The organism is Lysinibacillus sp. A1, from assembly GCF_000801965.1.
Classification (GTDB): domain Bacteria; phylum Bacillota; class Bacilli; order Bacillales_A; family Planococcaceae; genus Lysinibacillus; species Lysinibacillus fusiformis.
Window position 1 is genome coordinate 127,262 of the sequence record NZ_JSZM01000001.1, and the last position, 13,626, is coordinate 140,887.

General features: G+C 37.2%; 14 protein-coding genes and 1 riboswitch. Of the genes, 10 read left to right on the forward strand and 4 right to left on the reverse strand.

The features are described 5' to 3' along the window. Positions 1–69: 69 nt before the first annotated feature. The 5 genes from ezrA (at position 70) to PI85_RS00570 (ending at position 5,181) form a co-directional block, all read left to right on the forward strand. Complete coding sequence (gene ezrA, locus PI85_RS00550; protein WP_036119581.1) at positions 70–1,773, forward strand: septation ring formation regulator EzrA; 1,704 nt, start codon at positions 70–72, stop codon at positions 1,771–1,773. Positions 1,774–1,856: 83 nt separating this feature from the next. After that, positions 1,857–2,324 carry a GNAT family N-acetyltransferase gene (locus PI85_RS00555; protein ID WP_036119579.1) on the forward strand — a complete coding sequence of 156 codons (468 nt, stop codon included), beginning with the start codon at positions 1,857–1,859 and terminating at the stop codon, positions 2,322–2,324. Positions 2,325–2,442: 118 nt separating this feature from the next. Next, positions 2,443–3,597: a cysteine desulfurase family protein gene (locus tag PI85_RS00560; RefSeq protein ID WP_036119577.1), complete on the forward strand. Its 1,155-nt coding sequence runs from the start codon at positions 2,443–2,445 to the stop codon at positions 3,595–3,597. Beyond that, positions 3,597–4,811: a tRNA uracil 4-sulfurtransferase ThiI gene (gene thiI / locus PI85_RS00565; RefSeq protein WP_036119575.1), complete on the forward strand. Its 1,215-nt coding sequence runs from the start codon at positions 3,597–3,599 to the stop codon at positions 4,809–4,811. Before PI85_RS00560 ends, thiI begins: the two co-directional genes overlap by 1 nt. A 151-nt stretch (positions 4,812–4,962) precedes the next feature. After that, a complete protein-coding gene (locus PI85_RS00570) occupies positions 4,963–5,181 on the forward strand; it encodes an alpha/beta-type small acid-soluble spore protein (protein ID WP_008176803.1) in 219 nt (72 codons plus the stop codon). Between the two features lie 76 nt (positions 5,182–5,257). On the opposite strand, the gene thiE is transcribed toward PI85_RS00570, so the two are convergent. From thiE to thiM, 3 genes are read right to left on the reverse strand one after another with little or no spacing between them, the layout of a single operon-like run. Continuing rightward, complete coding sequence (gene thiE / locus PI85_RS00575; RefSeq protein WP_036119573.1) at positions 5,258–5,896, reverse strand: thiamine phosphate synthase; 639 nt, start codon at positions 5,894–5,896, stop codon at positions 5,258–5,260. Continuing rightward, a complete protein-coding gene (gene thiD, locus PI85_RS00580; protein ID WP_036119571.1) occupies positions 5,886–6,710 on the reverse strand; it encodes a bifunctional hydroxymethylpyrimidine kinase/phosphomethylpyrimidine kinase in 825 nt (274 codons plus the stop codon). The genes thiE and thiD overlap by 11 nt, the downstream gene beginning before the upstream one ends. Further along, positions 6,698–7,465, reverse strand: coding sequence for a hydroxyethylthiazole kinase (gene thiM, locus PI85_RS00585; protein ID WP_036119569.1), 768 nt, complete (start codon positions 7,463–7,465; stop codon positions 6,698–6,700). Before thiM ends, thiD begins: the two co-directional genes overlap by 13 nt. 86 nt (positions 7,466–7,551) lie before the next feature. Beyond that, positions 7,552–7,650, reverse strand: a riboswitch (TPP riboswitch). 187 nt (positions 7,651–7,837) lie between these two features. Between thiM and mbcS the strand changes: the two genes are divergently transcribed. From mbcS to PI85_RS00610, 5 genes are all read left to right on the forward strand, one after another. Beyond that, a complete protein-coding gene (mbcS, locus tag PI85_RS00590; RefSeq protein WP_036119567.1) occupies positions 7,838–9,421 on the forward strand; it encodes an acyl-CoA synthetase MbcS in 1,584 nt (527 codons plus the stop codon). A 184-nt stretch (positions 9,422–9,605) separates the two neighbouring features. Continuing rightward, positions 9,606–10,619, forward strand: coding sequence for a signal peptide peptidase SppA (gene sppA, locus PI85_RS00595; protein ID WP_036119566.1), 1,014 nt, complete (start codon positions 9,606–9,608; stop codon positions 10,617–10,619). Positions 10,620–10,631: 12 nt separating this feature from the next. Then, positions 10,632–11,258: an RDD family protein gene (locus PI85_RS00600; protein ID WP_036119565.1), complete on the forward strand. Its 627-nt coding sequence runs from the start codon at positions 10,632–10,634 to the stop codon at positions 11,256–11,258. 137 nt (positions 11,259–11,395) lie between these two features. Then, positions 11,396–11,899 (forward strand): thiol peroxidase, encoded by a 504-nt coding sequence (gene tpx, locus PI85_RS00605; RefSeq protein WP_036119564.1) that lies wholly within the window; start codon positions 11,396–11,398, stop codon positions 11,897–11,899. Between the two features lie 89 nt (positions 11,900–11,988). Continuing rightward, on the forward strand, positions 11,989–12,918 hold the full coding sequence (locus PI85_RS00610; protein WP_036119563.1) for a class I SAM-dependent methyltransferase: 930 nt from the start codon (positions 11,989–11,991) through the stop codon (positions 12,916–12,918). Between the two features lie 58 nt (positions 12,919–12,976). Here PI85_RS00610 and PI85_RS00615 read toward each other — a convergent pair whose 3' ends face one another. Continuing rightward, positions 12,977–13,426 carry a universal stress protein gene (locus PI85_RS00615; RefSeq protein WP_008176818.1) on the reverse strand — a complete coding sequence of 150 codons (450 nt, stop codon included), beginning with the start codon at positions 13,424–13,426 and terminating at the stop codon, positions 12,977–12,979. Positions 13,427–13,626: the final 200 nt, after the last annotated feature.

Below are 13,626 nucleotides of genomic sequence, written 5' to 3' on the forward strand. Positions count from 1 at the left end.
AAAGGCGAAAACATAGTATATAATAAATACAACTAGCCAATTCGTTTATTGTAGAATAGGAGGCTTACGATGGAGTATATCATCATTCCGATTATCCTACTATTAATTTTAGCCATAGTAGGATTTATGATGCGAAGAAAACATGTTGCAATTATTGCAAAACTTGAAAATGAAAAATTACAAATACAACATAAACCTATAAATGAAGAAATTTCAAAAGTAAAATCTTTGAACATGAACGGTGAAACGGAAGAAATGTTTGAACGATGGCGCAATATTTGGGATGAAGTCATCGATGTACATATGACTAAAATCGATTCACTTTTATTTGATGCAGAAGATCAAATTAATCGACTTCGTTTTAAAAAAGCGACATTAATTGAACGTGAAATCGAAGACTATATTGAAAAATGTGACCAAGATAAAGATAAAATTTTAGAGGAATTAAATGAATTAATTGGCAGCGAAGAAAAAAATAGAATTGAAATTGAACAGTTAAAGGAATATTACCGTTCTGCGAGAAAAACATTGCTAGCACACCAGCATTCCTTCGGTGTAGCACTACCTGCACTGGAGAAAAAGCTAGAGGAATTTGTTGAGAAGTTTGAAAAATTTGATGTTCTGACCAATGAGGGTAATTACTTGCAAGCAAGGGAAATTGTAATTAGCTTAAATCAGGAATCACAGCAAACATTCGAATATATTAATGATGTCCCAACAATTTTGACGGAATTACAAGTTAAGCTCCCAGGAGCAGTTCAGGAATTGCGTAATGGTCAACGGGAAATGGAAGACCAATCTTACTATCTGCAGCATTTAGAATTAGCAGAGGCATTAAATAAGTATGAAAACGAATTTGCTTCGTTAAAAAATGACCTAGCAGAGCTAAATTTAATGGTTGTTAAACCTCGTGTAACAGAAATAAATGAAGAAATCGATCATTTTTATGATTTACTGGAAAAAGAGGTTATTGCTAAAAATTATGTGGATCAAAATTGTGATCGTTTATTAAGCTCAATCACAAACGTTATAACGTCTACAAAATCAGTGAGTGATGAGGCAACCTATGTACAACAAAGCTATCACTTAAACGAAAAGGATGCTGAAATTCCAAAAGCTGCATTAAAGCAATTGGAAGCACTGCAACGTCGTTATGATTTATTATCCATGCGTGTCAAAGAAGAAAAGTCTGCGTATTCAAGCTTGCAAGAAGAATTAATAGAAATAAGTGAAGAGCTTGAACGAATCCATGAAGAGCAAGGTCATCTGTCTAATACAATGAAGAAACTTCGTATTGATGAAAATAAAGCCCGTGCTCAAGTCGAAAACTTAAAGAAAATATTACAAGATACAGATCGTCTCCTAAATAAGGCGAATATTCCAGGAGTCCCAGAAGAGATGGACGCACGACTTGATGAAGCGGCAGAGCATATATATGTAGTTATGCAAAGTCTGCAGGAAGTTCCGCTTAATATGGGAACGGTTCATAATAATTTAAATGCTGCGACACTTTGTGTAGAGGATGTTAAAGCAAAAGCACATGAATTAATAGAGAATGTAATGCTTATTGAGCGCATTATTCAGTATGGCAATCGTCATCGTGCATCTAATCCGACATTAAATGCACGTTTAAAAGAGGCTGAGGAAGCATTCCATCAATTCCGCTACTCCAAAGCATTAGAGGAAGCAGGGACAGCGGTGGAAGAAATGGAGCCAGGTGCATTAAAACGCATCCAAGAAATGGTTGCAGAACAGTCTATGGCAAAAAATTAAAACTACATTTGTGCTGTCTAAAAAGTATAGCAATTACTTTTTAGACAGCTTTCTTTTTAAATTTTGTAAAGGATGTGATACGAGTGGAACTATTAATTCGAAATATGAACGAAAAGTATGCTCAGGAAATTATATGTTGGCAATACGAAGAGCCCTATGATTTTTATAATAATGAATTATCCGAGGAATCCTTGCGGGAATTTCTTGACAATCCTTACTTCGCCATTATGAATGAACAAGAGGAATTAATCGGTTTTTATTGCACAGGGTCAGCTGCCCAAGTGCCAAAAGGACATGATTTCAACGCTTATTCAAAAGAGTATATAGATATTGGTATTGGCATGAAGCCAACGCTAACAGGAAAAGGTTTTGGTACAAAATTCTTTTCATTCATCATAAATAATATCCAGCAAGAATACGCTATGCCACTCCGTTTAACAGTTGCCCAATTTAATAAGCGAGCGATATTCCTTTATGAAAAATTAGGATTTGTGAAAGAGCTTGAATTTAGTACGCCAACGGAATTTATTACGATGTTAAAAAAATTGTAAGTACCATCCTTTCTAATGATTAAAATATGAATTATCGTTAAAGTTAGTGGTCAATCTTCACAGATTGCGTTATGATAAAAACCGTTACATCAACGTTTTGAAAGTGTGTGAAAATATAATGAACGATACAATTTATTTAGATAATAGTGCCACAACAAAACCATTAAAAGAAGTACTACAGGCGTTTATGGTTGTGAATGAGCAGTATTATGCCAATCCTGCATCTATCCATGCGATGGGTGTTGAAGCAAATGATTTATTAATGCGTGCACGTGAGCAAGTAGCAGATATTTTGCAAACAGAAGCAAAAAATGTGCTATTTACTTCAGGTGGTACAGAATCGAATAATGCGGCGATTTTTGGAATAGCACGGAGTAATACACATATAGGAAAGCATATTTTAACGACTGAAATAGAACATCCTTCTGTTTTAGAGACTGTTAAACAGCTCTCAAAAGAGGGCTTTGAAGTGGAATATTTAAATGTTGATCAGCATGGTGTTATTTCGTTAGATGAACTTCGTGCAAAAATACGTAAAGATACAATTTTGGTAAGTATGATGCATGTAAACAATGAAATGGGTGCGATTCAACCGATAGGGGAAGCTGCTAAATTAATCCATGAAATGAGCCGGGCAGCTTTGCATGTGGATGCTGTACAAAGCTTTGGAAAATTGGCTGTATCCTTTAAGGGTGAAGAGGGACCGGATTGTATTTCAATCTCAGGCCATAAAATTCATGGCTTTAAAGGCTCCGGTGTATTAGCATTTCGTAAAGCGATAAGATGGCAGCCATTTGCACTTGGTGGTGGCCAAGAATTTGGATTGCGTAGTGGGACTGTTGCTGTTCCACAAGCTGTCGCTTTATCAAAGGCAGCTCGAATGGCCATCGAAACTATGAATGACCATGCAAAAAATTATCGTCAATGGCATGATGAAATACTTGCACAGCTACACGAATATGGAGAAGCTATTCATATTTTATCGACTCCGCAGGGAGCGTCACATATTTTATCTTTCAGTGTTCGCGATTTAAAAGGGGAAGTCATCATTAATGCGATGCAAAAACGAGGCGTTATTGTATCAACATCCAGTGCTTGTTCTTCGAAGCAAACTAAAACAAGTCATGTTGTCGAAGCATTGCATCTAGATGAGCATTATAAAAAAGGTGTCATCCGTATTAGTTTTGGTGCACATAACACTGTCGAAGATATTGAAAAGTTTAAACAAGTATTAGCAGAAGTAATGCTAGAGCTTAAAGGAGAAATAAAGTAATGATTTGGAAAGAAATTTTAATTAGATATGGCGAACTTTCTACAAAAGGTCGCAACAAGATGGATTTTATCCGCCGTTTACGTGAAAATATCCGTCATGCTTTTGCGGATTTAGGACATCTCCATATTCGTACAGAACGTGATCGAATGTTTATTGCGATAGAGGATGAAGCACAAATGCAAACACTAGTAACAGGTTTGCCTAAAATTTTTGGTATTCAATCATTTAGTCCTGTTGCAGCATGTGAAAAAGATATGGAAAGTATGAAAAAACTGGCGATTACGATAATGGAGACATTTAAAGAAAAGCCATATACGTTTAAAGTGGAAGTGAAACGTACCGATAAAACCTTCTCATTAGAATCACACGCGATACAAAGGGAGATTGGTGGATATGTTTTACCTCAATTTAATAATTTATCTGTTAAAGTGAAGAAACCTGATATTGAGTTACGAGTAGAAGTGCGCCATGATGCAACCTATATGATGGCACAAGTCATTCCAGGTGCAGGCGGAATGCCTGTAGGATCAAACGGGAAGTCATTGTTAATGCTTTCAGGTGGTATTGATAGTCCAGTTGCAGGTTATTTAATGATGAAACGCGGAGTCCGTTTAGAAGCCATTCACTTTTTTAGTCCGCCCTATACAAGCGAAAATTCATTGGAAAAAGTAAAAGTGCTTGCAAATGAGTTAACGAAATTTGGAGCTAATATACGATTGCATGTTATTCCTTTTACTGAAATACAAGTTCTGATTAAAGAAAAAGTACCTTCTAATGTATCGATGACAACAACTCGTCGTATGATGTTGAAGGTTGCTGATCTAGTGCGAGAAGAAATCGGTGCTCTTGCGATTGTCACAGGAGAAAGTCTTGGACAAGTAGCAAGTCAAACACTTGAAAGCTTAACGGCAATAAATGCAGTAACGAATACACCTATTTTACGACCGTTAATTTCATCAGATAAATTAGAAATCATTGAGTTAGCTGAACAAATCGGCACATATGAAACATCTATTCAGCCTTTTGAGGACTGCTGTACAATCTTTACGCCTGCTAGTCCTAAAACAAAGCCTAAGCTCGAAAAGGTTGAGCATTACGAAAGCTTTTCTGATTTTGATGAACTGATAGCACGCGCGGTCAAAAATCGTGAGGTCTATATTTTCCCTAAGAAAGAAGAAGAGCAAAAGCAAGATAAGTTTGCTGATCTTTTATAAATCAAAATTTCAAAATCCGTCTCAAATAGCTTATTTGAGACGGCTTTTTTGTATAGTTCGCCAAATGCCAATAGAGGTATATTTTACCTTTATTTTTTTTGTATTAAAAATCTAATAACGCACATTCTATATTCACAAGGAGGTGAGAAACATGGCTTCAAACAACAACCGCAGTTCAAACCAGCTTGCAGTACCTGGAGTACAACAAGCACTTGATCAAATGAAATACGAAATTGCACAAGAATTTGGTGTTCAATTAGGGGCTGACGCTTCAGCTCGTGCTAACGGTTCCGTTGGTGGTGAAATCACTAAACGTCTTGTACAAATGGCAGAATCTCAATTAAAAGGTATGCCAAACAACAACAACTAATAAATGCTAACTAAGCATTTATAAACTCAAAACCAGTGACCGTAAAAGGCACTGGTTTTAGTTTGTTTATCAATCATTATTTTATGCGAGATAAAGACTTAAACATGGATACTGTTTGTACAATATCCTTACTGTCACAGATAGCAGAAATAACAGCAACTCCGTCAGCACCAGCTTGCAAAACAATATTAGCGTTTGTCCAATTTATTCCACCTATAGCTACGATGGGCAAGTTAGGTTGCAACTTGGAAGCTTGCTGTAAAAAATTTGTGCCACATGGTGGTTGTGCATCACTTTTAGATGTTGTGGCAAAAATAGGTCCAATTCCTACATAGTCCGCATGATGGTCAATAGCCGTTTGTAGTTCTTCCTGTGAATGTACAGAAACGCCAAGGAGCCGGTTTGCCATTTTCTTACGTGCAATGGCAATTTGTTCATCATCTTGACCAATATGAACACCATCAGCACCAAGTCGAACTGCTAGATCCACATCATCGTTGATGATAAACGGCACACGGTAATGTTGACATCGTTTTTGGCATTGGTGGGCAAATTGCTCATAAGCTAATCCTGTTAATGCATAAGGACCCTTTTCGCGTAATTGAAACATAGTAATGCCAGCCCGTAGCGCTTGTTCGAGTACAGCTAAAGGTTCCTGTTGGGAAACATTGCTTGTACCCATAATAAAATAAAGCTGTAAATCTTCACGTTTCAAGTAACTTCACCTCGCAGGCACCTTTATGCAGCTGATAAGCAAAATGATTTGTGGGGCCATGACCTTTACCAATGGCTAAATCATGCATAATGGCTAATTGTATAAATCTTTTAGCTTCGATAATAGCTTTTTCAATGGTCAAACCTTGACCAAGAAAAGCAGTGATAGCTGCTGAAAATGTACAACCTGTACCATGTGTGTTTTTCGTCGTAATACGAGGAGACTGCATGGAAAATGATTTGTCATTTTTTATAAATACATAATCAATTGCATATAACGAATTGGGTAGATGCCCACCTTTAATGATGACACATTGAACACCTAGTTGGAAAAAGCATTGAGCAATTTCCTCCATATCCGAGAATTGATTTATTTTTTTTCCCGTAAGTGCCTCTGCTTCCGGTATATTTGGTGTCACAATTGTAGCAAGAGGAAGTAAAGACATGCGCATGGCCTCGATAGCCTCTTGCTGCAATAAGCTTTCTCCACCTTTTGCAATCATAACGGGATCAACGATTAGTGGGATTTTTAAATCGTCAATAATGTGTGCAATACCTTGAATAATTTCCGAGGAATAAAGCATACCTGTTTTAATCGCAGTAATCGAAAAATCTTCTAGTAATGCATGAAATTGTTTTTCAACAAAGTCAACTTCAATTGGGAAAACCCCTGTTACACCAAGTGTGTTTTGAGCAGTTAATGCTGTAATAACGGAGGTGCCAAAAACCCCTAATTCCTGGAATGTTTTTAAATCAGCCTGAATACCAGCGCCACCGCCACTATCTGAGCCTGCAATTGTCGTTACAATATGCATGAAGCCTCACCCTCCTTTGAAAGACGATGTAAGGCATTAAGCAAAGCAATTTGAATATCCCCAATATCCTCTGTAAATGCGGATGCTAACTCAGCTGCTTTTTTATAGTATGTGAGTGTTTCCGCTAATTGGCTGTACGGATCATCTCCTGAAGAGAAGGCTGCTCCACATATAGCACTAAGTAAACAGCCTGTACCCGTTACTTCAGTCATTTGTGAATTTCCACCTGTAATCCATTCGCTCTGCACACCGTCTGTCATAAAATCATGTTTGCCTGTAACAATGACTATACAGTTGTAGCGTTGAGCCAATAATGTAGCCTCAGTCTCTATGTCAATAAATCCCTCACCACTATCAACACCTTTTTGTTGCCATTCCACATTGGCTAATGCCGCAAGCTCTCCCTTGTTACAACGTATGACTGCAAATTGAATAGCTGAAAGTAATAGGTGTACGGTTTCCTTGCGATAAACTGTGGCACCTGCGCCAACCGGATCTAATATAACAGGAATGCCAAGGGTATTTGCTTTTTTTCCTGCTAACAGCATTGATTCTTTTATTCGATCATTTAGTGTACCAATATTGATTAAAAGAGCGTCTGCATTGGCGACCATTTCCTCAACCTCATGGCTATCATCAGCCATGACAGGAGAGGCACCTAATGCCAATAGACCATTGGCTTGGAAATTAGCCACGACATAATTAGTTATACAGTGAATAAGCGGTTGTTGTTGACGAATTGTTTGAAAAATCATTTTAGTCCTCCTTTATGGGTGGACGTAAGCATGCAAAAAAGGCCCTTTTTACGTAAAAATGCACGAAAAAGAGCCTTTCATCTGAAAAAACGATGTTCATTGCTCCCTACGTCAGTATTAACTAACAGGTTCAAAGGGTCAGGTTTTACCTTCTCAACTCTTTATGAGTCCCCCTGCAATCTTGCTTTTAGTTGACCAAAATGTACCATACTTTTCGTATGTATTCAATAGCAAGTTTTCCTATCGACAAAACGTGACTGATGCCATATAGCTAAGCATGATAGTTGTCATGACTTTACTTAAATCAAGTGTAAACCATTGAAAATACTAAGAAAGGAGTATAATGTGTCTTAACAAAAGGGGGCATTTGCCATGAATAGACAAGAATTAGTAGCACCAGAATGGTACAACATAACAGATGAATTTGAAAAATATGCAAAGGATTCAACTAAAAACGCATTGATTATTTATAATGAGCATTATGATGTACAATTTATCACCTACGCACATTTACTTGAAAGAGCGAATCAGGCGGCACATGTCTTTACAAAAAATGGATTAACTAAAGGTGATGTCATTTTAGTGATGGTACCACGCTCAGTAGAAGCATACATTGTCTATATTGCTGCATTAAAAGCGGGATTAACAATCATTCCAAGCTCTGAAATGCTAAGAACAAAAGATATTGAGTATCGTATTCATCATGCTGATGCTAAAGCTGTAGTAGCCTTTGAGCCCTATATTGAGCAATTTGATCAAGTAGGAAATCTACAAAATATACAGCAATTTGTTATCGGAGATGCACATGAACCATGGCAGCCGTTAGTAGACAAAATGCGAAAGCAACCAACAACTTACATAAGTTCTACACCAACAAAAAGTACAGACCATGCCTTTTTAGCTTACACAAGTGGCACAACAGGTAACCCGAAAGCTGCTGTTCATACTCATAGCTGGGGCTATGCACATTTACGGACAACAGCCCCACACTGGCTAGGCGTACAAGAAAATGATATTGTATGGGCAACTGCAGCACCAGGATGGCAAAAATGGATTTGGAGTCCGTTTCTCGCGATTTTAGGCAGCGGTGCCACTGCATTTGTTTATAAAGGAAAGTTTGATGCAGCAACATATTTAGCGTTGCTTGAAAAATTTAAGATGAATGTCTTATGTTGCACACCGACAGAATATCGTTTTATGGCAGCACTTGAAAATTTACAGGAGTATGACATCAGTTCAATTCGACAAGCTGTTTCAGCAGGTGAACCATTGAACAGTGAAGTCATTAAAAAATTCTCAGACACTTTCCATCTACAAGTGCGAGATGGTTATGGTCAGACTGAGAATACACTTCTTGTAGGGACTATGGTTGGTATGGACGCAAGAGTTGGTTCGATGGGTAAACCTACGCCAGGCAATACCGTTGACATTATAGACGATTTTGGCGAGCCAGTTGCTATAGGAGAAGTAGGTGATATTGCTGTTCATCGAGAAACACCTGCACTTTTTAAAACATATTTAAATGATCCTGAACGTACTAATTTACAATTTCGTGGTGATTGGTATATAACAGGGGATCGAGCTTATAAAGATGCGGACGGCTATTTTTGGTTTGAAGGCCGCGGAGATGATGTTATTATTTCCTCAGGTTACACAATTGGACCTTTTGAAGTAGAGGATGCGCTGATGAAGCATCCGACTGTGAAAGAGGTTGCTGTCATTGCAAGTCCCGATAAAGTTCGTGGAAACATCGTTAAAGCGTTCATTATCCTTCATAATGGTGTTAATGGTAATCAAGAGCTTATTCAATCCCTTCAAAATCATGTCAAATCATTAACGGCCCCTTATAAATACCCACGTGCTATTGAATTTGTTACGGAGTTACCCAAAACTGCATCTGGTAAAATTAGACGTGTCGAATTAAGACAACAAGAATTAGAACAGCTTGTACAATAATCATTTCCTAGGAAATAATGTCGAAAATCAAAGTTCATGCAAAGAAATGAACTTTGATTTTTTTTATATTTTTAGGTAAGGTATTATGAGGAAATAAATAGAATAAAACTTTTTGCATATTATTGCAAAAAAATGAAACAAATGAGCAAGTCATACGTATTACGAGTTAAGGAGGCGGAAAGACATGAATGTTAAAAGGTGGGTTGCATTGATAGTGGCTGGTGTTCTTTTACTGTTTTCATTAGGGATTAATACCATTTTTGCACTATTTAAAGCAGATTTCCTAGGTAATTTTGACAGTTTAATGGCAGGAAATAACCTAGATGTATATGAAAATGTAATTGAAGGAGATAATTATGATAAAAGGATTGCCTATTTAAAGGTAGATGGAACAATCCAAGATATTGGATCAAGTTCACTATGGCAACCTGTTGCATATGATCATCAATTTTTCTTAGATCAATTGGATAATATTTTGTACGATGATACGATTCAAGGGATTGTTTTAAGTGTTAACTCTCCGGGTGGAGGGGTAAAAGAATCTGCTGAAATTTATAAAAAGCTATTAAAAATTAAAGAAGAACGACAAATTCCAATTTATGTATCGATGGATTCGATGGCAGCATCTGGTGGCTATTATATTTCAGCTCCAGCAGATAAAATATTTGCCCATCGTGATACAATTACAGGCTCGATTGGTGTAATCATGCAATCTATTAATTATCAAGCATTGGCTGAAAAAGTAGGTGTCAAATTCGAAACGTTTAAATCTGGCGAGCATAAGGATATGCTAAGCCCAATGCGTGATGTGACACCAGAGGAACGAGCGATGATGCAGGATATGATCAATGAAACATACGAAGAATTTGTAGATATCGTTGAACAAGGACGTAATATGTCAGAAGCTGATGTGAAGAAAGTGGCGGATGGACGTATCCTTGGCGGTACAAAAGCACTTGAAGCAGGTTTAGTTGATGAAATTGGCGACGAAGAAGCTGCCATTGCTGCCTTACGCGCAGATTTTGGACTAGAAGATGCTGTATTATTTGAATATGCCTATGATATGGGTGGATGGCAATCTTATGTTGGAATGAAAATTGGCTCTATGTTCGGTCCTTCTGCAGAAGAAAAAATGCTAATGAAAATTATGACTGATTACAATGCACCGAAAATGATGTATTTATACGGTGAATATTAAGGAGGGAGTTCAATGACAAACAATGAAGTTGTTATGCAAGGTTCACCCTCAATGGAAAATGGCTTTTTTAACAATGGCACGGAAGATTCCACAAGTCAAAAAAATTACACATTAAAAACGGCAGGCTTTTGGATCAGATTGTGGGCATTTCTATTGGATGGATTTATTGTATCTGCTGTAGTTGGCATACTCATTAATCCTATCTTTTATTTAATGGACTGGTCCTTATCAGAATCAGTTTGGTATGCTCCAATCTCCATTATATCTGCGATTCTTTATTACAGTTATTTTGTCCTTATGACGAAATTCTTTGGTCAAACGCTAGGGAAGATGGTATTTGGGCTACGTGTTATTTCATTAAAGCATGATAACCTTACTTGGTCAGATGTGTTATTCCGTGAATGGATTGGGCGTATGATTAATAATATTGTGATGCCTCTCTATATTTTGGTAGTTATTTTGCCAGACAATCAAGGGTTGCATGATTATTTCGCCGATACAACCGTGGTGCATGAGAAAGTCTATATTGAAAAGAACTTGGTGCCACTTTCTATAGAGAAAAAGGAAGAGCAGATAGCTTCTATTGAACAAGAGGGAAAACCTGAGCTAGAAAAACTAGAAGAAAAAAATGAACAATAAACAAGAGACTGTCTCAAATGAAGAGACAGTCTTTTCTATTACTAGCTAACACTTAGAATAAAGTAAGCTATCTTAGTTGCAATTAATTCCCTTCATTTAGTAATATTATGTACATATGAAGATTAGGAGGCGTTTATATGGCACAAGTAACATTTAAAAATGGTCCAGTGACACTAGTAGGTAATGAAGTAAAGGTGGGCGATTCTGCACCAGATTTTACAGTATTAGCGAATGACCTTTCACCTGTAACATTAAAAGATTCAGAGGGGAAAATTCGTTTATTTAGTGTAGTACCATCATTAGATACTGGTGTATGTGATGCGCAAACACGTCGTTTTAATGAAGAAGCAGCTAACTTAGGCGATAATGTAGTGATTTATACAGTATCTGTGGATCTTCCATTCGCTCAAAAACGTTGGTGTGGGGCAGCAGGTATTGATGCCGTTCAAACAGTTTCTGATCACCGTGACCTTTCATTTGGTGAGGCTTATGGCGTGTATATTCAAGAATTACGTCTTCTGACACGTGCAGTATTTGTTGTGGATGCAAACAATAAAGTAACATATGTTGAGTATGTACCTGAGGCAACAGACCATCCAAACTATGAAGCGGCTATTGAAGCTGTTAAAGCACTAGCATAATGGCCTGCTTTTAGGCTAAGATAATACTAGACAAAGGGGCTGTGACGAGTGTTTGTCACGGCTCTTTTCTGCTTGAAAGGAAGTTATCTATGGAAAACATCGAGAAATTATTTGGTATGCTAAATGAGCATGCTGAAAAAATCGAAAAAGAACACAATACAACTTTGTTAGAGGGGTTACTAGATGGGCTAGAGGCGTGGCTGGATGGAGAAGTGGATTTCTCACAAAAGGATGCGACAAAAGAGGATATTCGCAAGTCTATTCAAATTGCCATTCTAAAAGGAATGCGTAAAAGTTCTCAACCAAACCATCAAATGACGCCTGATACGTTAGGATTATTAGTGGGCTATTTTGTTGAACAAATTTTTGCTGAACGTCTTGAGCATGACAAAATTTCGATTATGGATCCAGCAGTAGGTACGGGGAATTTATTACTAACAGTTATGAATTTATTAGATGGTAAAGTAGAGGCTACTGGTGTAGAGGTAGATGAGCTCCTTATACGTTTGGCTGCAGCAACAGCTGATTTAACAGAGCAACCGATTTCTTTATATCGTCAGGATGCCTTACAAGATTTATTGGCAAATCCTGTAGATGCAGTAGTATGTGATTTACCTGTTGGTTATTATCCAAATGAAGAAATTGCCCTTGAGTATGAATTGTGTGCGCCTGAGGGAATGAGTTATGCCCACCATTTATTTATTGAGCAGTCTATGAATTATACAAAGGAAGGTGGCTACTTATTTTTCCTTGCGCCATCACATCTTTTTGATTCAGAGCAGTCTAAGCAACTTCATAAATACATTCAAAAGCATGCTTGGATTCAAGCGATTATTCAACTACCTGATTCCATGTTTGCCAATAAATCATTAGAAAAGAGCATTGTCATCTTGCAAAAGCAATCGAAGGAATGTCAATCACCTAAAGAAGTGCTTTTAGCAAAAGTACCAAATATGCAAAACAAACAGGCACTTGCTTTATTCTTTGAAAAAGTGAAAATGTGGAAAGAGGGCAAGTAATTGCTCATAGAAGTCAAAAAGGTATCCTACAGTAGGATACCTTTTTATGTATTGCTGATTAGTTTTCAGGTGTGCGGATGACAAGAACGTCACAATTAGCTGAACGTACAATTGCTTCAGATACTGAACCAATTAGGAAACGCTCTACTGCATTTAGACCTGTTGCACCACAAATGATTAGATCTGCGTCTACAATTTTAGAAAGCTCTTTAGTAATAATATTTTTTGGAGAACCATATTCGATGATTAGGTTAACGTTTGCGATACCTTCATCTTCAGCTTGCTTTTTGTAACCATTTAATAGTTCTTCAGAAAATGCTTGAGCACGTTCTGCAATGGAACGGTCGTATGCTTCAATCGCAGCGAATGAACGTGTATCAATAACATTCACTAAATTTAATACAGAACCCTCATTACGCTTCGCCACGTCAATTGATTTACGAAAAGCGTATTCAGCTTCCTTAGAACCGTCTACTGCAACCACAATGCTTTTATAATGATTAGCCATTTGAAAAACCTCCCTGATTTGTATATGTTGATTATACCAAATGATTTTCTAAAGGAAATACTTTCCGGAAGAAAAATTATGAAAAAGTGAAGGCATTTCATGAAGAAAATATAATTACTTAATTCCCACTATTAGCAACGTGTAAACGTAATTTTGGCTTTCGTAATCGAAGAGTATATATCACTATAATTTTCCTTTTT

What these genes read in the sequence shown, in the direction of transcription:
- ezrA (WP_036119581.1), top strand. Translation starts at nt 70, where the DNA reads ATGGAGTATATCATCATTCCGATTATCCTACTATTAATTTTAGCCATA.
- PI85_RS00560 (WP_036119577.1), top strand. Translation starts at nt 2,443, where the DNA reads ATGAACGATACAATTTATTTAGATAATAGTGCCACAACAAAACCATTA.
- thiI (WP_036119575.1), top strand. Translation starts at nt 3,597, where the DNA reads ATGATTTGGAAAGAAATTTTAATTAGATATGGCGAACTTTCTACAAAA.
- PI85_RS00570 (WP_008176803.1), top strand. Translation starts at nt 4,963, where the DNA reads ATGGCTTCAAACAACAACCGCAGTTCAAACCAGCTTGCAGTACCTGGA.
- thiD (WP_036119571.1), bottom strand. Translation starts at nt 6,710, where the DNA reads ATGCATATTGTAACGACAATTGCAGGCTCAGATAGTGGCGGTGGCGCT.
- thiM (WP_036119569.1), bottom strand. Translation starts at nt 7,465, where the DNA reads ATGATTTTTCAAACAATTCGTCAACAACAACCGCTTATTCACTGTATA.
- mbcS (WP_036119567.1), top strand. Translation starts at nt 7,838, where the DNA reads ATGAATAGACAAGAATTAGTAGCACCAGAATGGTACAACATAACAGAT.
- sppA (WP_036119566.1), top strand. Translation starts at nt 9,606, where the DNA reads ATGAATGTTAAAAGGTGGGTTGCATTGATAGTGGCTGGTGTTCTTTTA.
- PI85_RS00600 (WP_036119565.1), top strand. Translation starts at nt 10,632, where the DNA reads ATGACAAACAATGAAGTTGTTATGCAAGGTTCACCCTCAATGGAAAAT.
- tpx (WP_036119564.1), top strand. Translation starts at nt 11,396, where the DNA reads ATGGCACAAGTAACATTTAAAAATGGTCCAGTGACACTAGTAGGTAAT.
- PI85_RS00610 (WP_036119563.1), top strand. Translation starts at nt 11,989, where the DNA reads ATGGAAAACATCGAGAAATTATTTGGTATGCTAAATGAGCATGCTGAA.
- PI85_RS00615 (WP_008176818.1), bottom strand. Translation starts at nt 13,426, where the DNA reads ATGGCTAATCATTATAAAAGCATTGTGGTTGCAGTAGACGGTTCTAAG.